The following is a 20,579-nucleotide window of genomic DNA, read 5'->3' on the forward strand; positions in this document are numbered from 1 at the left end:
TTTATCCTTCGTGCGCGCGCTGGAGCGTGCGGGCGGTCCAGAAGGCCATGTCCCGCACGTCACCGGGCGCCGGAAACAGCGTGTCGATATGCCGCTTGATCGGCATATAGGGCCACCAGTCGACATTCTCTTCCGGCGGCCCTTTTTCGAGCAGCGCCACCACGAATTCGCTGACCGGACCCATGCGGGCCAGGTTGGGAGCCTTCGCCTTGTGGAACGCCTTGTCCTTGCGCAGCTTCTCGGTCATGGCGGCGTCCGCCTTGTCCAGCGCGGCGCGGCTGTCGGCCTCGAATGTGTCGAGATCGCCGAAATCGGCGCGGGCGCGCTGTTCCAGCTCGCCGTCCTCCAGCTCATAATCCTCGGTCAGGATGCGGATCGCGGCGGTCCATGACTGGCCATTGCCAACATCCTCCGCAAAATCCGCGAGGGCATCCTGAATATCGTCTTCGTCGCTCAAAATTCTGTTCCTTGAGAGGGAGAAAGCCCCTCCCCTTCAGGGGAGGGGTTGGGGTGGGGGTATGCCCAACGATCCGGCGCCTGTTCAAGCCGATGCAGGATCGTTTCGCACACCCCGTCAAGATTGCGGATCACATCTGCATTGCCGACATGCAGCACCGAAAGGCCAAGCCTGTTCAATGCTGCATCGCGCTTGAGGTCCGCCAAAATATCATGCGTGTCGCCATCCACTTCGATGACCAACCCCTTTTGCGGACAAAAGAAATCGGCAATGAACGGGCCTATGACTGATTGGCGGCGGAATTTATGGCCACCGAGTTGGGAACGGGACAAGCGAGTCCATAAGCGCTTTTCCGGTTCGGTGGGATCACGACGCATGTCGTGAGCGAAGCCATCCAATTGAGCGAGGCGCTCAACCGACAGCCCCCACCCCCGGCCCCTCCCCTGAAGGGGAGGGGAGTTTAGGCGGTACGCCTGATCACGAGGCGTGAGCGACATCATCCCACGCTGCCTTCCAGCGAGATCCCTAGCAATTTCTGCGCCTCGACCGCGAACTCCATCGGCAGTTGTTGCAGCACTTCGCGGGCGAAGCCGTTGACGATCAGGCCGACGGCGCTTTCCTGGTCCAGGCCGCGCTGCATGGCGTAGAAGAGCTGATCATCGCTGATCTTGCTGGTGGTCGCTTCATGTTCGATCTGGGCGCTAGGATTCCGCACCTCGATATAGGGGACGGTATGCGCGCCGCACTGGTCGCCGAGCAGCAGGCTGTCGCACTGGGTGAAGTTGCGCACGCCCTCCGCGCCGGGCGCGACGCGGACGAGGCCGCGATAGGTGTTGTTGCTGCGTCCCGCGCTGATCCCCTTCGACACGATGGTCGATCGCGACCCTTTGCCATTGTGGATCATCTTGGTGCCGGTGTCGGCCTGCTGCCTGTTGTTGGTGAGCGCGACCGAGTAGAATTCGCCCACGCTGTTTTCGCCGTTCAGTACGCAGCTGGGATATTTCCAGGTGATCGCGCTGCCGGTTTCCACCTGCGTCCAGCTGACCTTGGAATTGCGCCCCTGGCAGAGTGCGCGCTTGGTCACGAAATTATAGATGCCGCCCTTGCCGTCCGCGTCACCGGGATACCAGTTCTGGACGGTCGAATATTTGATCTCCGCATCATCGAGCGCCACCAGTTCGACCACGGCGGCGTGAAGCTGGTTCTCGTCGCGCATCGGTGCGGTGCAGCCTTCGAGATAGCTGACATAGCTGCCTTCGTCGGCGACGATCAGGGTGCGTTCGAACTGGCCGGTATTTTCCGCATTGATTCGGAAATAGGTGCTGAGTTCCATCGGGCAGCGGACGCCCTTGGGGATGTAGACGAAGGTGCCGTCAGAAAAGACCGCGCAGTTCAATGTCGCGAAATAATTGTCGTGCATCGGCACGACCTTGCCCATCCACTTCTTCACCAGATCGGGATATTCGCGCACCGCTTCGCTGATCGAGCGGAAGATGACGCCCGCTTCCTCCAGTTCCTTGCGGAACGTGGTGGCGACCGATACCGAGTCGAACACGGCGTCGACCGCGACGCGGCGGCTGCCCTTCACCCCGGCGAGCATTTCCTGTTCGGCAATCGGGATGCCCAGTTTCTGGTAGGTGGCGAGGATTTCGGGATCGACCTGGTCCAGCGAATCCAGTTCCACCTTCTTCTTGGGTTCGGCGTAATAATAGGCGTCCTGATAGTCGATCGGCGGGACGTTGAGCTTGGCCCAGTCGGGCGGCGTCATCGTCTGCCACATCGCAAAAGCCTTCAGCCGCCAGTCGAGCAGCCATTGCGGCTCGTTTTTCTTGGCGGAGATGAAGCGGACCGTGTCTTCGTTCAGCCCCTTTGGCGCGAAGTCCTGTTCGATGTTCGACGCCCAGCCATGTTCGTAGGTGGACGCACGATCGGCGGCCTCCTGCGCCTGGGCATTGCGCGCTTCTCTGGTCGTCACTTCGGTCATGCCAATTCTCTCGTCAAACTCGCGATCGTTACCCCGGCCAGCGCCGAACGGATCGCCATGTTCGCCACATTCATATGCGGGCGGATGCGGCAGTCCTGCTCCAGCGTGCAGTCATGCGCGCCGGTGTCGGCACAGGCGGTCATGGCGATCGGCCCTTCGACCGCCTCCACCACGTCGGCCAGCGTGATCGTGGCGGGGGGACGCGACAGGCGCACGCCGCCCCCGGTGCCACGACTTGATTCGAGCAGGCCCGCAGCAGACAGGCGGCTCACCAGCTTCTGCGCGGTAGGCAGCGGAATGCCGGTTTCCGCGCTCAGCGTGGTCGCGTTCATCTTGGCCGCGCCGCAATGGCGCGCGGCGGCCGACATCAGGACCACGGCATAGTCAGCGAAGCTGGACAATTTCATGCGCGTTGCGAACCATTCTCAAATCAGACTAAATTCGTCTGATTGGGCATTTGGTCCCGCCCGCATCAATTATCAAGGCTTTTTTGGCTTTGCCCTTGCCTCAGCTCAGCCGGTTGAGCGTCGCCACATCCCCGCCCAGCGACCGGCGGAGCAGGGTCAGTTGCGCGACGGCGGACGGTTCGGTCTGCAACTGGTGCGGGGTCAGGCCGATGAAATGCTTGATTTCCCGGATGAAGTGGGACTGGTCGTAAAAGCCCGCTTCTTCGCACATGAGTTGCCAGCTTTCCCGATCGAGCGCGATCTTGGCCGAACAGCGCAAAGCGCGATATTTGCGGGCCAGCAATTTGGGCGGCGCGCCATAATATTTGTTGGTCAACCGGGCGAGCTGGCGCGGGGACAGGCCAGTGGTTTCGGCCAATATCTCGATCCGCGGCGACCCTTCGTCCATCAGCCAGGCGTCGACCGCATGGAGCAGCGTCCAGATGGCCCGGCGCGGCGGCTTGATCTTTGCGCCCAGTCGCGCCCAGCACAGCGCCGCCATAACGTCCGCCTGATCATCGTCCAGCGCGCGCAGATCATCGAGCAGGCGGGTATAGGCATCGCCCTTTTCCGCCGCCATGTCGCACAAGCGGTCCGCCAGCAGACTGGCATCCTTGCCATAGAGAGCCAGCCAGCCGGCGGGCAGCAGCGAAATGCCCACGACGCGCGCGGGCCGGTCCAGTTCGAACCGGGTCGCGCCCATGGTTGGGCCAAGCAGGCAGACGTCGGGCGTCGCCATCGCTACGCCGTCCTGAAAATGATAATGGCCCCCGCCGCTCAGCATGAAGCGCAATTGTGGCACATCGGCACGGGTCGCGTCGGCATATTGGTCCGCCGACACAGTGAACAGATAGAGCGAGCCGAAATAGGCGCGTAAATGTTCCGGTGGGGCAAAGTAACGCAACCGCACCGGCCCCTGCGCAGCCGCCACGGTATAGGATAGTGGCCCCCGGTCGTCCGGCAGAGCGACACCGCCCCCGGTCCTGTCGATGTTATGCGACCCCATATTCTTACCCCAGTTGGGATTTACTATGCGCCAACATCGCCGCCGCGCAAGCAGGATGGATAATGAATCGTAACTTTTGTTGTTTTCTGTTGCGTCGCACAAAAAAATGACCCGGCAATTTGCATTGCCGGGTCAGGAAAAGGTCTCATCGGCTGGAAGCCTAAGAGCCTTCGGGTCGCAGGGACGCTTTACCCCCGAATCGCGGCAATATTATTGGACGGATCAGACATTTTTTCGCCGAAAACGATCCCAAACATGACGTTTCCTGTTATGAAATGACGTGGGGCGAGTCTGTTGCCATGCTGCAACAGCGACTCGACGGGCCGCCCCGCCGCTGGCATAGCGCGGCCATGCCATACCGCCTGATCCGCCCGCTTTTGTTCGCTCTGGATGCCGAGCGCGCCCATAATCTGTCGATCGCCGCGCTGCGCCTGATGCCGACTCCGGCCCCGCTGACGCCCGATCCGGCGCTCGCCAGCACGGTTGCGGGACTGCATTTCCCCAACCCGGTCGGCCTGGCGGCTGGTTATGACAAGGAAGGGCGAGTCGCGCACAAGATGCACGGGCTGGGCTTTGGCTTTGCCGAACTGGGGACGCTGACCCCCCTGGCCCAGCCGGGCAATCCCCGCCCGCGGCTGTTCCGGCTGGTCGAGGACAGGGCGGTGATCAACCGTTTCGGCTTCAACAATGGCGGACAGGGCGCGGCGGCGGACCGGATCGCGCGCTATCGCCGCCCGGTGGGGGAAGGGCCGGTGATCGGCATCAATATCGGCGCGAACAAGGATGCGACCGACCGGATCGCCGATTATGTCACCGGGGTTCAGGTCATGGCCCCGCTGGCGGACTATCTGACGGTCAACATCTCCTCCCCCAACACGCCGGGCCTGCGCGCCTTGCAGGATCGCACTGCGCTCGACGAGCTGCTGGGCGCGGTGATGGCGGCACGGGGTAGCCGCGCCACGCCGATTTTCCTGAAGGTCGCGCCCGATCTGGAACCGGCGGATGTGGAAGATATTGCCGCCGCCTGCCTCGACCACCGGATCGACGCGCTGATCGTGTCCAACACCACGATCACGCGCCCGGCGCTGCGGTCGGCCCATGCAGGAGAAACGGGCGGGCTGTCCGGTGCGCCGCTGACTGACCTGTCATTGCAAAAATTACGCGATTTTCGTCGCTTGCTGGGCGATCGGCTGCCGCTGATCGGCGTTGGCGGGATTGGCAATGCGGAGCAGGCCTATGCCCGCATCCGCGCAGGCGCGTCGCTGGTCCAACTCTATAGCGCGCTGGTCTATGAAGGGCCGTATCTGGCGAAGCGGATCAATCATGGTCTCAAGACGCTGATGGCGCGCGACGGCTTTGCCACCATCGACCAGATTGTCGGCATCGACGCCTGACGGGCGCTGTCATTTAGAGTCTGTGTCGAAATGCGCGAAAGAGCGCATTTCAGTTGCCGCACCGGCCCTCACCCCCACCCGACCTCCCATTCAGGATACACTCTGTGGGCGGTCGGCTGGGGGTTTGGGCCGGTGCGGATGCATCAAAGGCGCATTTCGAAACAGACTCTTCAGATCAATCGGTCCGCCTCCAGCGCGAGCGCCAGCGAGTCGCGGCCCCTGGGGGTCCGTGCGTGAAGATGGGCGTCCGCCTGGACCAGCCGTTCCACGCCGATCGCAAGCTGGGCCTCGGGCAGGGTGAAGGGCAGGCGCAGAAAGCGTTCGAACGCACCGCTGACGCCGAAGCGCGGCCCGGCAGCGACCCGCACCCCCAGGCTTTCGGCCAGCGCGGCGAGCGCGGTTGCCTCCGCACGGGGCAGTTCGGCCCAGAGCGACAGGCCACCCGCAGGCGATTCGACCCGCCAGTGGGGCAGATGCTGTTCGAGCAGCGCCAGCAGATGGTCGCGCCGCCCGCGCAGCATGTCGGCGCGCGCGCCCAGCCCCTCATCTGCGTCGATCAGGTGCGCCACGGCAAGCTGTTCGACCACGGGACTGGCCATATCCGTCGTCGTGCGCAGGCGGCCAAGGGCCGCGACGGTCTGCGGATCAGCGCGGATCCAGCCGACCCGAAGCCCGCCCCAGAAAATCTTGCTGGCCGACCCCATGGTGATGACCTGCCGCCCGGACGGATCATGGATCGCGACCGGCGGGGGCGGGGCGAAATCCAGCCCCATCGCCACCATCGTTTCGTCGATCACCAGCGGCGTGTGGCTGCGCGTGGCGGCCGCGACCAGCGCGCGACGAGTCGCCGGGTCCATGCTACGCCCGGTGGGATTGTGGAAATCGGCGATCAGATAGGCAAAGCGCGGTGCGGTCTGGCGAAAAGCCGCGTCCATGGCGTCAATATCCCAGCCATGGGCCGGCAGGCCGACCGGCACCGGCACGACATGCGCGCGCTGCAACGCCTGGATCGCGTTGTGATAGGTCGGGTGGTCGATCACGACGCGATCGCCCGGCCCGGCAAGCCAGTGGAGCAGCAGCGAAAAGCCCTGCTGCGCGCCATTGGTGATGATGATCTGATCCGCATCCGTCGGGCAGCCGCGCCGATCGAAATGGGCGGCGACCGCGCGCCGCAATACGGGCAGGCCAAGCGGATCATAGCCCAGATCGCCCAGATAGGCGGGCAGCGCCTCGACCGCCGCCTGCATCGCGCGGCCGACGCCCGGCGCAGCGGGCAGCGCGGCATGGGTCCAGTTGAGCAGATTGCCGCCGGTGATCATGTCAATGTCCGCCTGGGGCGGTTCGACCCGACCCGGCGGCAGGCGGGTGACGCTGCCCGACCCCTGCCGACTTTCCAGATAGCCTTCGTCCCGCAGCCGGTCGAACGCCGCCGCGATCGTCGTGCGCGACAGGCCAAGCGCGGCGGCCAGTTCCCGCTCGCCCGGCAGGCGGACGTTCAGCCCCACCCGCCCGTCGAGCACCAGCATACGCAACGCCTGCGCCAGTTGGCGATAGGCGGGCTGGGCGCTGTCCTGCGCGCGCCATGCACCCAGCAGGCGGAGCAGGGAAGGCGGGCGAAGGAAGGAAGTGGACATGATGATTTGATCCAATTGGCGGATGGTCAGGGCCATTTATGTCGAAATGGTCCTTTTGGAAAAGGCCAATTGTGAAGAAGAAGCCTGCCCATGATGATGCACCGCCGCCTATTCCAGCTATTCTGGGGTCTTGGCCTCTATGGATTTTCGATGGCGCTGATGCTGCGCGCCAATCTGGGCCTCGATCCCTGGGACGTGCTGCATCAGGGGATTGCGCCCCGGCTTGGCTTAAGTTTCGGCATGACGGTCAATCTGGTCGGCGCCATCGTTCTGTTGCTGTGGTGGCCGCTGCGCCAGCGGCCGGGCATCGGCACGGTGACCAATATCATCGTGATCGGCATGGCGGTGGACCTGTCGCTGATGCTGCTGCCGGTGCCGGAAGGCTATATGATGCGCGCGACCTGGCTGGCTGCGGGCATCGTGCTCAACGGCATTGCCGGGGGCGCCTATATCGGCGCGGGGTTGGGGCCGGGGCCGCGCGACGGGTTGATGACCGGATTTTGCCGCCGCAGCGGGTGGCCGGTCAAATGGGTCCGTACCGGCATAGAGATCAGCGTGCTGGCGATCGGCTGGCTGTTGGGCGGAACCGTGGGCGTCGGGACCATTCTCTATGCCATGAGCATCGGCTGGATCGTCCACCACGCCCTGCCCTGGTTCCGCATAGATGCGCCGGAGCGCGCAGCTATCGCCTGAACAATGATTGACCGGGGCGGCTATCCGGGCATGATCCTCCTGCCCCATCCTGATAGCGGAGCCGACCGATGCGCCCCCTCCTCGCCGCCGCCTTGTTACTGACCCTGACCGCAGCGACGCCCGATGAGCGCGCGCTCGCCCCGCTGGCCTTTGAACAGGTCGCGCCAGCGGGCACCAAAATGCCGCGGTTCAAGTTCGATGCGGGCTGGCCGACCATGCCCGCCGACCTGCTGCTGGGCCAGGTGAGCGGCGTGGCGGTCGCGCCCGACGATTCGGTCTGGGTCGTTCATCGCCCGCACAGCCTGACCGCGACCGACACGGGCCTGGCGCAAAGCCCGCCGATCGCGGTCTGTTGCAAGCCAGCCCCGCCTGTGGTCCATTTTGCCAGCGACGGGCGCTATCTGGGCGGCTGGGGCGGGCCGGACAGCGCGCCAAGCGTCGGCGGCGTCAACCAGTGGCCAGCCAGCCTGCATGGCATCTTCGTCGATGCAGCGGGAACAGTCTGGTTCGGCGGCAATGGCAAGGACGACCATGTCGTGCTGAATTACCGTGCCGACGGCACCTTCATCCGCGCGTTCGGCCAGCGCGGCAAGACCGGCGGCAATGATGCGACGGACCAGTTGGGCAACCCGTCCGATGTCAATCATTCCGACGGCATGGTGCTGATTTCCGACGGCTATGTGAACCGGCGGGTGATCGGATATGACGCGCGCACCAATGGCTATAAGGGCCGCTGGGGCGCCTATGCCAGGCCGCCGATCGCGCCGACGCGGCAGGGCGCGTTCGACCAGAGCCATGCCGTCGACCCCAGCAAGGTCGCCGATCCCAAGGCGCAGACCTTCGCCGACATCGTCCATTGCGTCGTGCCGACCAGGGACGGGCATGTCTATGTCTGCGATCGCAACAATAATCGCGCGCAGCTCTTCAAGCGGGGGAAGGATGGCGACCTGACGTTCGTGCGAGACCTGGTGATCGCGGGCGAGACGGGCGGCACCCACACAGTCACCGACATCGCCTTTTCGCCCGATCCCGACCAGACCTATCTTTATGTCGCGGACATGATGAACGGGCGCATCTGGATATTGGAGCGCAAGACGCATGCCGTGCTGGGCGCGATCGGCCGGGTCGGACGGCAGGCGGGACAATTTACCTGGCTGCACAGCATTGATACCGACAGCGAGGGCAATATCTATGCAACCGAGGTCAATACCGGCCGGCGCGTGCAGAAGCTGGTGTTCACCGGCATCCAGTGAGAGGGGGACGCTTCATGGCGACCGCATTATATGATCTGACCGTGCCCGCCTTCATCCGCGGGCTGAACGCGCTGTCGGCGCTGCTCGACAAGGGTGCTGCCTTTGCCGCCGAAAAGGGGATCGACCCGGCGACGCTGACCGGCGCGCAATTGATCGCCGACATGAAGCCGCTGACCGCGCAGGTGCAGTTCGCCTGCGATACCGCCAAGGGTACGGTGACGCGGCTGGGCGAGCTGGAGCCGGTGGCAATGGCCGACACCGAACAGACATTTGCCGAGTTGCAGGCGCGGATCGCCAAGACCATCGCGCTGCTGGAAGCGGTGCCGCGCGACCGGATCGACGGGCGCGAGGATGCCGATGTGGTGTTGAAGGTGCCGGGCGCCGACATTCCCTTTACCGGCCGGTCCCATGTGCTGACCTTTTCCCTGCCCAATTTCTATTTCCACCTGACCATGGCCTATGCGCTGCTGCGTCAGGCGGGTGTGCCGATCGGGAAAATGGACTTTCTGGGCGGGGTCTAGTGGTCCACTAGCGCTTAACCGGCGATCAGCCGGACATAGGCGCTGGCGACCCAGCCGCTGACGCAGGGGCCGTCATAGGGCTGTTTGCGATCGACGGGGGAGGAGACGCCGCAATCGGGGGCTTGCGCGCCATTGTCGGCGGCAGGCGGCGGTGCCAGCACGACGCCCAGCCATTTCTGGTCGAGGCTGCGGGTGCAGATATAGGCGCGATCGCCTTCGTTGAGGGTGGCCAGCACCTTCGCATCGCCAAAGGGGGCGGCGCGCAGCGGCTGCCCCCCTGCCCCGGTGCGCAGCACCTGTCCCATGCCGCCGCAGGCGTCGAGGCGCGGGCCATCCTCCCCAATCGTCACGGCGCGTGCGACCGGCGCGTCCATGCGGCTTTCCGACACGTCGGCGCGTGGTGCGCCCGCCAGCGAACTGTTGGGCAATTCATCCAGCACCTCGCGGCTGTCGGAACAGGCGGCGAGCAGAAAAATCAGGGCGATGGCGCGCGTCATGGCACAGGGGATAGACTGGTCTGGCGTGCGGGGAAAGGCACCATGTTTCGCTTTAGTTTCAGCGAGGCTTTCCCTATATGCTCGGCATGAGCGACGAACCCCAGAATAGCCCGAACAGCAACGCATATGGCGCCGACAGCATCAAGGTACTGAAAGGGCTGGACGCCGTGCGCAAGCGGCCCGGCATGTATATTGGCGACACGGACGACGGATCGGGCCTGCACCATATGGTGTTCGAGGTCAGCGACAATGCGATCGACGAGGCGCTGGCCGGCCATTGCGACCGGATCGACATCACCCTGAACCCCGATGGATCGGTCAGCGTCATGGACAATGGCCGGGGCATCCCGACCGGCATCCACAGCGAAGAAGGCGTGTCGGCGGCGGAGGTCATCATGACCCAGCTGCACGCGGGCGGTAAGTTCGAGAATACGTCGGACGACAATGCCTACAAGGTGTCGGGCGGCCTGCATGGCGTGGGCGTGTCCGTGGTGAACGCCCTGTCCGACTGGCTGGAACTGAACATCTGGCGCGACGGGCAGGAACATTGGATGCGGTTCCGCAACGGCGACGCCGAAGCGCCGCTCAAGGTGCTGGGTCCGGCGGCGCCGGGGCAGAAGGGGACCAAGGTCACCTTCCTGTTTTCCGCCGAGACGTTCAAGAATGTCACCGAATATGATTTCGACAAGCTGGAGCATCGCTATCGCGAACTGGCGTTCCTCAACAGCGGCGTGCGCCTGTTCCTGACCGATGCGCGGCATGAGGAAAGCAAGACGGTCGAGCTTTATTATGAAGGCGGCATCGCGGCCTTCGTCAAATATCTCGATCGCAACAAGGCCGCGATGATGCCGGAGCCGATCGCCATTTCCGGCACCCGCGACGATGTGACCATCGACGTCGCGCTGGAATGGAATGACAGCTATTATGAAAATGTGCTGTGTTTCACGAACAACATCCCGCAGCGCGACGGTGGCACCCATCTGGCCGCATTCCGCGCGGCGCTGACCCGCACCCTCAACAATTATGCCGATAAATCGGGCATGTTGAAGAAGGAGAAGGTGTCGCTGACCGGCGAGGATATGCGCGAAGGGTTGACCGCGATCGTGTCGGTCAAGCTGCCCGATCCCAAATTTTCGTCGCAGACCAAGGACAAGCTGGTCAGTTCCGAAGTGCGCCAGCCGCTCGAAAGCCTGATGGCCGACAAGATGGCCGAATGGCTGGAAGAAAATCCCACCCATGGCAAGATGATCGTCCAGAAGGTGATCGACGCCGCCGCCGCGCGCGAAGCGGCCAAGAAGGCGCGCGAACTGACCCGGCGCAAGGGGGTGCTGGACATTGCCAGCCTGCCCGGCAAGCTGGCCGACTGTCAGGAACGCGATCCGGCCAAGTCCGAACTGTTCCTGGTCGAAGGCGATTCGGCAGGCGGATCGGCCAAGCAGGGCCGCAACCGGCACAATCAGGCGATCCTGCCGCTCAAGGGCAAGATATTGAATGTCGAGCGGGCGCGGTTCGACCGGATGATTTCGTCCAAGGAAGTCGGCACGCTGATTCAGGCGATGGGCACCGGCATTCGCGACGATTTCAACATCGAAAAGCTGCGTTACCACAAGATCGTCATCATGACGGACGCCGACGTCGACGGCGCGCATATCCGCACGCTGCTGTTGACCTTCTTCTACCGCCAGATGCCGCAGATCATCGAGGCCGGGCATCTCTTCATCGCCCAGCCGCCGCTGTACAAGGCGACGCGGGGGCGCAGCGAACTATATCTGAAGGACGACGCAGCGCTGGAGCAATATCTGGTCGACAATGGCGTCGAATCGATGGTGCTGGATGGACCAGGCGGCAGCCGGACCGGCCATGACCTTAAGAATCTGGTCGATCATGCGCGACGGATGCGGTCGGTGATGCGCTATGTCCCGCGCCGCTATGATCCCGCGATCATCGAGGCGCTGAGCCTGACCGGCGCACTGGACCCCGAATTGTCGCAAGATGCGCAGGCAGAGCGGCTGGCGGCTGCGGTTGCATGGATGGGCGCGCAGGATGCGGAGGGCAAATGGACCGGCCGGATCGCGGAGGAAGGCGGCTTCCATTTCGAGCGGCTGTGGCGCGGCGTGACCGACCATCATGTCATCGAGCATGGCTTTGTCGGTTCGGCCGAAGCGCGCAAGCTGCACACGCTGGCGAGCGAGGAATCGCAAAGCTATGTGACGCCGTCGCGGCTGGTCAGTGCGAAGGCTGCGCAGGCGGCCGAGGATGCGGGCGAGGATGATCTGCCAGCGGTCGCGGCGAAGGGTTCGACATTGGTGACCCGGCCAAGCGAATTGCTGGCCGCGATCCTGGCTGCGGGGCGCAAGGGTCTGGCGATCCAGCGTTACAAGGGTCTGGGCGAGATGAATGCGGAACAGCTGTGGGAAACCACGCTGGACCCCGACAATCGATCGATGCTGCGGGTGGAGGTCGAGCAGGCGGATGTCGCCGACGAGATTTTCAGCCGCCTGATGGGCGAAGTGGTCGAACCGCGCCGCGAGTTCATTCAGGACAATGCGCTGAACGTCGCCAATCTGGACGTCTAGACATGATCGGGCTGCGGCTGGCTGGCCTCGTGGCGATGGGCGCGGGGCTGGCTGGCTGCGACAGTAAGCCGAACAATGATGCAGCGTCGGTCATGCAGACGGTGCCGGTGGTGGTGAACAGCGCGCCGCCGGAGAATATCGCTGCGCCTGTTTCGCAGCCCAAGAATCTGAAAAATAATCGCTTTCCTGTTTCACGTGAAACGCAGGCACCCCCAAAAGCACCCCCGGTGAAAGCGCAGCCGCAGCCCGATTATCGCGCCATCGGCACCGAGCCGTTCTGGGCCGTGACGGTGCGCGGAACGGTCGCGACGCTTGAACGACCCGACCAAGGCCCCATGCAATTTGCAGTGGCGCGCGCGAGCGAGAAACGCACGATCCGCTACATCGGCGACGGCTTCGCCATGACGATCAGCCAGGGGCCGTGCAGCGACGGCATGAGCGACGCGCTATGGTCAGACCGGGTGGCGGTGGCCTTTGCCGATGGTGTGCTGAAGGGCTGCGGGGGTGAGCGGGACACAGGCGACAGCCCGCCTGTCTAATCCGCGCGCATGGCTGTATTGACCAGCGCCTCCGCCTCCATCAGCAGCGCGTCCTCCGCCGCGCTTTGCGCGACCTGCTCGCGACCGATCAGGATCAGCACCGGGACGGCGAGCGGGCTGACCCGGTCAAGGCTGACATGCAGCATGGTCGTGGCGGCACGGTCGATCAGGTCGCCCAGCCGCCCCACATCGGTCATGCGCGCGCGCGCATCGGCCCAGGCAGCCTTCAGCCACAGATGGTCAGGCTGATATTTGCGCAGCACGTCGTAGATAAGGTCGGTCGAAAAGGTGACTTGCCGCCCGGTCTTGCGCTTGCCCGGATGCTGGCGCTCGATCAGGCCGGATATGACGGCGACGTCGCGGAAAGCGCGCTTCAGCAGGCTCGACTGTTCGACCCAGTCGATAAATTCATGGTCGAGAATGTCGGCGGAAAACAGGCTTTTGGGATCAGTGACAGGCTTCAGGCCATAGATGGCCAGCGCATAGTCATTGGAAACGAAGCCCAGCGGCATCAGCCCCTGGGCATCCATCCGCCGGGTCAGCAACATGCCCAGCGACTGATGGGCATTCCAGCCTTCGAAACTGTAGCAGAGCAGATAATGACGCCCTTCGTGCGGGAAGGTTTCGATGAGCAGCTGGCCCGGTTGCGGCAGGACGGAGCGCAGTTTCTGCATGTCGAGCCATTCGCGCACGTCCGGCGGGAAGCGGTGCCATTGATCGGGCTGTGCCAGAAACGTGCGGACCCTTTCGGCAAGGCGCGTGGACATGGCCATGCGGGTGCCTCCCCAACTGGGGATGCGGGCCTGTTTGGAGGTCGCCCGCACGATCAGGTCGCTGGTGTCCATCCTGACGACTTCCAGCGCCATGCCGGAAAAGAAGAAGCTGTCGCCGGGGGTAAGCTGGGCGGCGAACCCCTCCTCCACCGTGCCAAGCTTGCGACCATTGGCGAAACGGACGGCGAGCGCTGGCTGATCGACGATGATGCCCGCATTCAGGCGATGCTGCTGAATGAAACGCGGGTGGGACACGCGCCAGTTGCCATCAGGATCGTGCGTCAGCCGCTTGAACCGGTCATAGGCGCGCAGGGCGTAGCCGCCGCCTTCGATGAAATGGAGGACGGAGGCGAAGGCGTCGGGCGTCAATGCGCTATAGGGCGTTGCGGACTGGATTTCGGCCAGCATCTCCGCTTCACGGAACGGCCCGGCGCAGGCGAGACCCATGACATGCTGGGCCAGCACGTCCAGGCTGCCCGCGCGAAAATCATCGGCGTCGCGTTCGCCCGCTTCAACAGCGTCGAGCGCCGCGCGGGCTTCGAGATATTCAAAGCGGTTGCCGGGGATCAGGATGGCTTCGCTCGCCTGATCGAGCCGGTGGTTGGCGCGGCCGATGCGTTGCAGCAGGCGGGAGGAGCCTTTGGGCGCCCCCATCTGGATCACGCAGTCGACATTGCCCCAGTCGACGCCAAGGTCGAGCGAGGCGGTGGCGACAAGCGCGCGCAGCTTGCCGTCGGCCATGGCGCTTTCCACCTTGCGCCGCGCCTCGATCGACAGGCTGCCATGGTGGATGGCGATGGGCAGATTGGCGTCGTTCGCCGACCATAATTCTTGAAAGATGAGTTCGGCCAGGCCACGCGTGTTGCAGAATACCAAGGTCGTCTGGTGCGCGGCGATTTCCGCCATCACCTGACTGGCCGCATATTTGCCCGAATGGCCCGACCAGGGGCCGCGCCCTTGGGGGATGAGGATGGTGACGTTCGGCTCCGCGCCGGCTTCGCCCAGCACCGTGGCGACCGTGTCGATATCGCCATCGGGCGCGAGCCAGGCCCGGTAGGCGTCGACATCCGCGACGGTCGCGGACAGGGCGACGCGGCGCAGGCCGGGATTGATCCTCTGGAGCCGCGCCATCGACAGGCTGAGCAGGTCGCCGCGCTTTTGCGTGGCAAAGGCATGGACTTCGTCGACGATGACCGTTTGCAGATCCGCGAACATCAGCGCCGCATCGGGATAGCTGAGCAATAGCGAGAGCGATTCGGGCGTGGTGAGCAATATGTGCGGCGGCTTGATGCGCTGGCGCGCCTTGCGATCCGATGGCGTGTCGCCGGTGCGGGTTTCGACGCGGATCGGCAGCGCCATCTCCTCGATCGGGGTCAGGAGATTGCGGCGGACATCGACCGCCAGCGCCTTGAGCGGGGAGACATAGAGGGTGTGCAGCCGATCGGTCGGCTGTTCGATGAGGTCGGTGAGCGTCGGCAGAAACCCGGCCAGCGTCTTGCCCGCGCCGGTGGGGGCGACCAGCAGCGCATGATCGCCCCGGCGCGCGGCGGCGAGCATGGCGCGCTGATGGGCGCGCGGGTGCCAGTCGCGCGCGGCGAACCATTGCTCCAGCACGGGGGGGAGGATTTCCATGAACAGGATGTAGGGAGACACCCGTCCGGTGTCACCGCCTTCGTCCGCATCGCCGCCTGCGCGGTAACTAAAATACCAAAAGATGAAATATTCTTACGCGACCCTCTGGCCCTTCGGCCCATCCCTGCGTTATCATCGCGCCATCAGGAGCGGCGCAGCAGACGCCGTATCGAGCAGGAGATTATATATGTCTGGCGAAACCGAAGCCGACCTTACCGGTGTCGAATCCAACCGCCGCCGTCCCAAGCCGCCGATCATGGAGATTGACGGGCGTCCGCTGAAACCCGCGACGCTGATGATGGGCCATGGTTATGACCCCACTTTGTCGGAAGGGTCGCTCAAGCCACCGATTTTCCTCACTTCCACTTTCGCGTTCGAGAGCGCGGCGGCGGGCAAGCGGCATTTCGAGGGGGTGACGGGTATCCGGCCGGGCGGATCGGACGGCCTTGTCTATTCGCGCTTCAATGGCCCCAATCAGGAAATCGCCGAAGACCGCCTGTCGGTGTGGGAGGAAGCGGAGGATGCCCTGCTCTTTTCCAGCGGCATGTCGGCCATCGCCACCACCCTGCTGGCGATGGTGCAGCCCGGCGACGTGATCGTCCATTCAGCGCCGCTCTATGCCGCGACCGAATCGCTGATCGGGCGGATATTGGGCAAGTTCGGCGTACAGTGGCTCGATTTTCCCGCTGGCGCGACCGAGGAAGAGATTGGCGCAGTGATCGAAAAGGCCAAGGGGCTTGGCCGTGTCGCGCTTATCTATCTGGAAAGCCCGGCGAATCCGACCAACGTGCTGGTCGACATCGAAGCGGTTGTCGCGCGGCGCAACTTCCTGTTCGACGGCGAAGCGCATGTGCCGCCGATCGCGATCGACAATACGTTTCTGGGGCCGTTATGGCTGAAACCGCTGGCCCATGGCGCGGATCTGGTGATTTACAGCCTGACCAAATATGCCGGCGGGCATAGCGACCTGGTCGCAGGCGGGGTGCTGGGGTCCAATGCGCTGATCACCACCATCCGGCTGATGCGCAACACGATCGGCACCATATTGGACCCGCATAGTGCCTGGATGCTGTTGCGGTCGCTGGAGACGCTGGAATTGCGGATGAGCCGGGCGGGCGAAAATGCCGCCAAGGTGTGCACCTGGCTGAAGGACCAGCCGCAGGTGGAAAAGATCGTCTATCTGGGCTTTCCCGAAAGCGAACGGCAGCGCGATATTTATGCGCGCCATTGCAGCGGGGCGGGATCGACCTTCTCGCTTTACCTGAAAGGTGGCGAAGCGGAGGCGTTCGCCTTTCTCGACGCGCTCAAGATTGCCAAGCTGGCCGTGAGCCTGGGCGGGACCGAGACGCTGGCGAGCCATCCCGCCGCGATGACCCATTTGTCGGTGCCGGCCGCGCGCAAGGCGGCTTTGGAGATTGGCGACAATATGGTCCGTATCTCGATCGGCTGCGAGGATGCCGATGATCTGATCGCCGATTTTGCTCAGGCGTTGCGGGCGATCGGCTGAGATGGGCGACAAGGTGGATCGACCGCTTCTGTTGGTGGGCCAGCCCTTGCTGGCCCCCTTGCTGCCACTGCTGGCAAGCGATCATGACGTCATCCCCCTGTGGGAAAAGCCCGACGCCACGCAACTGGCGCGCATGGATGCGGTGATATGGGCAGGCGAATTCGCGCTGGACCGATCGCTGATCGACGCGATGCCGCGCCTGTCGCTGATCGCCTGCTTCACCGTGGGCTATGACGGGGTGGATCTGGCGCTGGCCAAGGCGCGCGGCATTGCGGTCACCCATGCGGGCGACGCCAATGCGCAGGATGTGGCCGACCATGCAATCGGGCTGATGATCGCCCATCGTCGCTGGATCGTCGGTGGCGACCGGCATTTGCGAGCAGGATTGTGGACGATCGAAGCCAAGACGCGCACCCGGTCGATGGGTGGGGCGCGGCTGGGGATTATCGGCATGGGGTCGATCGGCATTGCAGTGGCGGAGCGGGCGCAGGCGATGCGGATGCAGGTGAGCTGGTGGGGGCCACGCGACAAGCCCGCCCTCCCCTGGCCCCGTACCGACAGTCTGGAGGCGCTGGCGCGGCAGAGCGACATATTGCTTGTCGCGGCGCGCGCGGACGAGAGCAATCGGGGCATGATCTCCAGCGCGATCATGGATGCGCTGGGGCCGGACGGGCTGCTGGTCAATGTCGCGCGCGGGCAGTTGGTGGACGAAGCCGCGCTGATCGCTGCGCTGAAATCGGGGGATCTGGGGGGAGCCGCGATCGACGTGTTCGACCCCGAACCGACCGACCCCGCGCGCTGGGTGGATGTGCCCAATGTGGTGCTGACCCCGCACACCGGCGGGGCGACGCACGAGGCGGTAGGGCGGATGGCGCAGATGCTGATCGCCAATCTGTCCGCCCATTTCGCAGGCGAGTCGCTCCCCTCCCCCGTTCGTCTCTGAACCCTGCGGCAAGTCGTGCGTTGAGCGCGGCACGGCGATGAGGCCGTTGCAGGAGGGGGTGCGCCGTGGGGATGACAGCAGGATCGCGATGGGCTGTCCGCATTGGCGTCGGGCTGCTTGTCCTGATCGGGCTGCTGATCCTGCTGCTGGCGGCATTTCCATGGGGCATGTTCAAGGGCCGGATCGAGGATCGCCTGTCGGACCGGATCGGCAAGCGGGTCACGATCGGCTCCATGGTGCGCGAGGATAGCCTGTCCTTTCACCCGGTCGTGCGCCTGACCGACATAAAGGTGCCGCAGCCCGACTGGGCGCCGGGCAGTACCGATCTGGCGCGGGTTGGCGAGGCGCGGGTCGGCTTTTCCGCGCTGGCACTGCTGACCGGCGGGCCGGTGCTGGAACGGCTGGACCTGGCGCATGCGCGCCTGTCCTTCTATCGCGCCGCCGACGGACGCGAAAGCTGGAGCGGCGAGCGCAGCCGCGCGAGTGACGACAAGGGGCAGCGCCCTGCCCTGCGCAGCCTGACGGTCAGCGACAGCCGGATCGCCTATCGCGACGACAAGCGCGGTCGATCGATCGACGCGGCGCTGACGGTCGACGCCAGCGGATTACGCCTGTCGGGCACGGGCGATGTCCGCGGCCATCCGGTTAGGGTGACCGCCAGCGGCGCGCCGATCGTGGGGTATCAGGCGGGTGCACGCTGGCCGTTCAAGGCGGAGATTGCCGGCGAGGCCGTGGGCATGACCATCGACGGCACGATGGATGGGCCGCTCGACATCGGCCATTTGCGCGGCAGGGTGACTGGCCATGCGATCGACCTGCGCGTGCTGGATGCGATCATAGAGGCGGGCCTGCCCGGCACCCAGCCCGTGCGGCTGGCGGCGCAGGTCGTGCGCAACCGGCCCGACTGGACCATCGAAAATCTGAAAGGCACGATCGGCCGGTCCGACATTGCAGGGCACGCCACCATCCGCAAACGCGATGGCCGCACGCGCATCGACGGCGCGATCGCGTCGGCACGGTTCGATTTCGACGATCTGTCGTCCAACGAGGGCAAGCGCAAGGCGGCGGCCAAGCGCGCGAAGCTGGGCGAACGGCTGATCCCCGATACGGCGATCGACCTGTCGCACATGGCGCGAACCGATGGACGCCTGGATGTGCGGGCCGACAGGCTGTTATGGCCCGGTTCCAGCCCGTTCCGTTCCTTGCGCGGCACATTGAGTCTGGAACGCAGCCGACTGGTGGTCGAACCGCTGCGGCTCGGCCTGACGCGCGGGATATTGACGGGCCGCCTGGCGGTCGATCAGCGGCAGGGTGGGCCACGTCTGGAACTGGCGCTCAATCTGCGGTCGGCGCGGTTGCTGGATTTCTTCCCCGAAGCGCGGATCGATGGCGGGCTGGCCGGGCGGGTTGCCCTGAATGGACCGGGCCGCACGATCCGGCAGGCGGTGGGGCGATCGTCCGGCACCATCGCGCTGGTCGGGCGCGACGGATCGATCCCGGCGCGCACGGCGGCGCTGATGGGACAGGATGTCGGCAAGGGGCTGACGGTGGACAAGGACAAGATGGCGGTCCTGCGCTGCGTGGTGGCGCGCTTCGACGTCAGCAATGGCGTAGCGCGCGCAAACCCGGTGCTGATCGACACGTCACGCGCCCAGACGCGCATTGCCGGGACGATCCGCCTGACGGACGAGGTGATGGCGCTGGAAGCGAGCGGTCAACCCAAGCAGGGCAGCCTGTTGCGGCTGAACGGCATGGTGCCGATTGGCGGGACGATCAAGCAGCCCGATATTCGCGTGCCGACCGAGGCGCGATCGGCCAAGGGCATATTGAAGATGATCGGCAAGGCGATTGCGGGTGACAAGGTGCCGCGCGCGCGCGACGCGGACTGCGAGGGGCTGGCCAAAACGGCTATGCGCTAGACACATATTTCCGTTCGTTTCGAACGGATGTGGGGATATTAAACCCAGTCCACCCGCGTCCAGCCGCGCTCCGCCGCCAGTTTCGCCAGCTTCCTGTGCGGGTTTGATGCGAAGGGGATGTCGGCGAATTCCAGCATCGGCGCGTCAGAGACATGGTCGGAATAGGCGCGGATATGCGCCTGGCCACGATCGATCGCCTCGGCCGCCATCCATGCCTTGATCATCCGCAGCTTGCCCGTGTCATAGCAATTTTCACCGGCAATCTTGGCACGGACATAGCGCAAGTCCTGCGAAAGATGATCGGTGGCGATCACGGCGTCGAAACCCAGTCGCCGGGCGATCGGCTCGACATACAGGCGGTAGGATGCGGTGGCGAGGACGAGGCGATAGCCATCGGCGCGGTCCTGCGCGATCTGGGCCACCGCGCCCTGCCGCAAATTGGTCGCCACCACCTTGTCGGCATAGGTTTCGACATGCGGCATGAGCCGCGCACGCTCGACATTGAAGCCGATCATCAGCGCCTGATTAAGCTCCTTCAACCGCTGGCGCGTGATCAGTTTGACCACATAAGCGAGCATCAGCAATCCGACGCAGGGGAGCAGCGCCAGTCGCCACGGGGCCATGGCGCGCGCCATGTGAATGAGGAAGCCGGTATAGGTGCCGCTGAACGTCACCGTGCGGTCCATGTCGTAAATTGCCAGACGGTGCGTCATGCCGTGTCCGAAACTTTTGCCCTTGTCCTTCGTTCTGACTTGCAGTTGGGCCGTTTCGGCTTGCCGCGCAACCGATATTGGACCAGTAATCC

At 64.5% G+C, this 20,579-nt stretch carries 18 protein-coding genes; 9 read left to right on the forward strand and 9 right to left on the reverse strand.

Annotated features, from left to right (window positions below; all coding sequences use genetic code 11):
• Position 1 precedes the first annotated feature (1 nt).
• The 5 genes from FE851_RS14200 to FE851_RS14220 all read right to left on the reverse strand — a co-directional run bounded on the left by FE851_RS14200 (position 2) and on the right by FE851_RS14220 (position 3,893).
• A complete protein-coding gene (locus tag FE851_RS14200) occupies positions 2–457 on the reverse strand; it encodes a hypothetical protein (protein WP_017183589.1) in 456 nt (151 codons plus the stop codon).
• Entirely contained in the window at positions 454–855 is a 402-nt protein-coding gene (locus FE851_RS14205) for an endonuclease domain-containing protein (RefSeq protein WP_261370992.1), read from the reverse strand. Before FE851_RS14205 ends, FE851_RS14200 begins: the two co-directional genes overlap by 4 nt.
• A 98-nt stretch (positions 856–953) precedes the next feature.
• Positions 954–2,441, reverse strand: a complete 1,488-nt coding sequence (gene sufB, locus FE851_RS14210; RefSeq protein WP_145203376.1) for a Fe-S cluster assembly protein SufB — start codon at positions 2,439–2,441, stop codon at positions 954–956.
• Positions 2,438–2,848 (reverse strand): RrF2 family transcriptional regulator, encoded by a 411-nt coding sequence (locus tag FE851_RS14215; RefSeq protein WP_017183592.1) that lies wholly within the window; start codon positions 2,846–2,848, stop codon positions 2,438–2,440. The genes sufB and FE851_RS14215 overlap by 4 nt, the downstream gene beginning before the upstream one ends.
• Positions 2,849–2,948: 100 nt before the next feature.
• Complete coding sequence (locus FE851_RS14220; protein ID WP_019053170.1) at positions 2,949–3,893, reverse strand: helix-turn-helix transcriptional regulator; 945 nt, start codon at positions 3,891–3,893, stop codon at positions 2,949–2,951.
• A 350-nt stretch (positions 3,894–4,243) separates the two neighbouring features.
• On the opposite strand from FE851_RS14220, the gene FE851_RS14225 reads away from it, so the two are divergent.
• A complete protein-coding gene (locus tag FE851_RS14225) occupies positions 4,244–5,287 on the forward strand; it encodes a quinone-dependent dihydroorotate dehydrogenase (protein WP_145204437.1) in 1,044 nt (347 codons plus the stop codon).
• A gap of 170 nt (positions 5,288–5,457) precedes the next feature.
• On the opposite strand, the gene FE851_RS14230 is transcribed toward FE851_RS14225, so the two are convergent.
• On the reverse strand, positions 5,458–6,921 hold the full coding sequence (locus FE851_RS14230; protein ID WP_026002479.1) for a PLP-dependent aminotransferase family protein: 1,464 nt from the start codon (positions 6,919–6,921) through the stop codon (positions 5,458–5,460).
• 90 nt (positions 6,922–7,011) lie between these two features.
• Here FE851_RS14230 and FE851_RS14235 point away from each other — a divergent pair, with 90 nt between their 5' ends.
• The 3 genes from FE851_RS14235 to FE851_RS14245 all read left to right on the forward strand — a co-directional run bounded on the left by FE851_RS14235 (position 7,012) and on the right by FE851_RS14245 (position 9,388).
• Positions 7,012–7,614, forward strand: coding sequence for a YczE/YyaS/YitT family protein (locus tag FE851_RS14235; RefSeq protein WP_145203380.1), 603 nt, complete (start codon positions 7,012–7,014; stop codon positions 7,612–7,614).
• A gap of 68 nt (positions 7,615–7,682) precedes the next feature.
• On the forward strand, positions 7,683–8,867 hold the full coding sequence (locus FE851_RS14240; protein WP_145203383.1) for a hypothetical protein: 1,185 nt from the start codon (positions 7,683–7,685) through the stop codon (positions 8,865–8,867).
• A 14-nt stretch (positions 8,868–8,881) separates the two neighbouring features.
• Positions 8,882–9,388, forward strand: a complete 507-nt coding sequence (locus FE851_RS14245) for a DUF1993 family protein (protein ID WP_145203386.1) — start codon at positions 8,882–8,884, stop codon at positions 9,386–9,388.
• A gap of 14 nt (positions 9,389–9,402) precedes the next feature.
• Here the strand turns inward: FE851_RS14245 and FE851_RS14250 are convergent, their stop codons facing one another.
• A complete protein-coding gene (locus tag FE851_RS14250; RefSeq protein WP_017183599.1) occupies positions 9,403–9,885 on the reverse strand; it encodes a hypothetical protein in 483 nt (160 codons plus the stop codon).
• 86 nt (positions 9,886–9,971) lie between these two features.
• Between FE851_RS14250 and gyrB the strand changes: the two genes are divergently transcribed.
• Complete coding sequence (gene gyrB / locus FE851_RS14255; RefSeq protein WP_107125030.1) at positions 9,972–12,461, forward strand: DNA topoisomerase (ATP-hydrolyzing) subunit B; 2,490 nt, start codon at positions 9,972–9,974, stop codon at positions 12,459–12,461.
• Positions 12,462–12,463: 2 nt separating this feature from the next.
• Positions 12,464–13,000: a COG3650 family protein gene (locus FE851_RS14260; protein ID WP_130751695.1), complete on the forward strand. Its 537-nt coding sequence runs from the start codon at positions 12,464–12,466 to the stop codon at positions 12,998–13,000.
• Here the strand turns inward: FE851_RS14260 and FE851_RS14265 are convergent.
• A complete protein-coding gene (locus FE851_RS14265; protein ID WP_145203389.1) occupies positions 12,997–15,405 on the reverse strand; it encodes a ligase-associated DNA damage response DEXH box helicase in 2,409 nt (802 codons plus the stop codon). The two genes, FE851_RS14260 and FE851_RS14265, sit on opposite strands and share 4 nt — an antisense overlap.
• Positions 15,406–15,592: 187 nt before the next feature.
• Here FE851_RS14265 and FE851_RS14270 point away from each other — a divergent pair, with 187 nt between their 5' ends.
• The 3 genes from FE851_RS14270 to FE851_RS14280 all read left to right on the forward strand — a co-directional run bounded on the left by FE851_RS14270 (position 15,593) and on the right by FE851_RS14280 (position 19,774).
• On the forward strand, positions 15,593–16,912 hold the full coding sequence (locus tag FE851_RS14270) for a cystathionine gamma-synthase family protein (protein ID WP_145203392.1): 1,320 nt from the start codon (positions 15,593–15,595) through the stop codon (positions 16,910–16,912).
• A 1-nt stretch (position 16,913) separates the two neighbouring features.
• Positions 16,914–17,855: a 2-hydroxyacid dehydrogenase gene (locus FE851_RS14275; RefSeq protein ID WP_145203395.1), complete on the forward strand. Its 942-nt coding sequence runs from the start codon at positions 16,914–16,916 to the stop codon at positions 17,853–17,855.
• A 71-nt stretch (positions 17,856–17,926) separates the two neighbouring features.
• Positions 17,927–19,774, forward strand: coding sequence for an AsmA family protein (locus tag FE851_RS14280; protein ID WP_145204440.1), 1,848 nt, complete (start codon positions 17,927–17,929; stop codon positions 19,772–19,774).
• A gap of 38 nt (positions 19,775–19,812) precedes the next feature.
• Here the strand turns inward: FE851_RS14280 and FE851_RS14285 are convergent, their stop codons facing one another.
• The gene (locus FE851_RS14285) at positions 19,813–20,487 is read right to left on the reverse strand and encodes an HAD family hydrolase (RefSeq protein WP_145203398.1); all 675 of its coding nucleotides are present in this window, start codon (positions 20,485–20,487) and stop codon (positions 19,813–19,815) included.
• Positions 20,488–20,579: the final 92 nt, after the last annotated feature.

It is taken from the genome of Sphingobium sp. B2 (assembly GCF_007693735.1).
GTDB lineage: Bacteria > Pseudomonadota > Alphaproteobacteria > Sphingomonadales > Sphingomonadaceae > Sphingobium > Sphingobium xenophagum.

Bases quoted from the DNA above. Each gene is read 5' to 3' on its own strand.
- sufB (WP_145203376.1), bottom strand. From the start codon at position 2,441: ATGACCGAAGTGACGACCAGAGAAGCGCGCAATGCCCAGGCGCAGGAG.
- FE851_RS14215 (WP_017183592.1), bottom strand. From the start codon at position 2,848: ATGAAATTGTCCAGCTTCGCTGACTATGCCGTGGTCCTGATGTCGGCC.
- FE851_RS14220 (WP_019053170.1), bottom strand. From the start codon at position 3,893: ATGGGGTCGCATAACATCGACAGGACCGGGGGCGGTGTCGCTCTGCCG.
- FE851_RS14225 (WP_145204437.1), top strand. From the start codon at position 4,244: ATGCCATACCGCCTGATCCGCCCGCTTTTGTTCGCTCTGGATGCCGAG.
- FE851_RS14230 (WP_026002479.1), bottom strand. From the start codon at position 6,921: ATGTCCACTTCCTTCCTTCGCCCGCCTTCCCTGCTCCGCCTGCTGGGT.
- FE851_RS14235 (WP_145203380.1), top strand. From the start codon at position 7,012: ATGATGATGCACCGCCGCCTATTCCAGCTATTCTGGGGTCTTGGCCTC.
- FE851_RS14240 (WP_145203383.1), top strand. From the start codon at position 7,683: ATGCGCCCCCTCCTCGCCGCCGCCTTGTTACTGACCCTGACCGCAGCG.
- FE851_RS14245 (WP_145203386.1), top strand. From the start codon at position 8,882: ATGGCGACCGCATTATATGATCTGACCGTGCCCGCCTTCATCCGCGGG.
- FE851_RS14250 (WP_017183599.1), bottom strand. From the start codon at position 9,885: ATGACGCGCGCCATCGCCCTGATTTTTCTGCTCGCCGCCTGTTCCGAC.
- gyrB (WP_107125030.1), top strand. From the start codon at position 9,972: ATGAGCGACGAACCCCAGAATAGCCCGAACAGCAACGCATATGGCGCC.
- FE851_RS14260 (WP_130751695.1), top strand. From the start codon at position 12,464: ATGATCGGGCTGCGGCTGGCTGGCCTCGTGGCGATGGGCGCGGGGCTG.
- FE851_RS14265 (WP_145203389.1), bottom strand. From the start codon at position 15,405: ATGGAAATCCTCCCCCCCGTGCTGGAGCAATGGTTCGCCGCGCGCGAC.
- FE851_RS14270 (WP_145203392.1), top strand. From the start codon at position 15,593: ATGTCTGGCGAAACCGAAGCCGACCTTACCGGTGTCGAATCCAACCGC.
- FE851_RS14275 (WP_145203395.1), top strand. From the start codon at position 16,914: ATGGGCGACAAGGTGGATCGACCGCTTCTGTTGGTGGGCCAGCCCTTG.
- FE851_RS14280 (WP_145204440.1), top strand. From the start codon at position 17,927: ATGACAGCAGGATCGCGATGGGCTGTCCGCATTGGCGTCGGGCTGCTT.
- FE851_RS14285 (WP_145203398.1), bottom strand. From the start codon at position 20,487: ATGACGCACCGTCTGGCAATTTACGACATGGACCGCACGGTGACGTTC.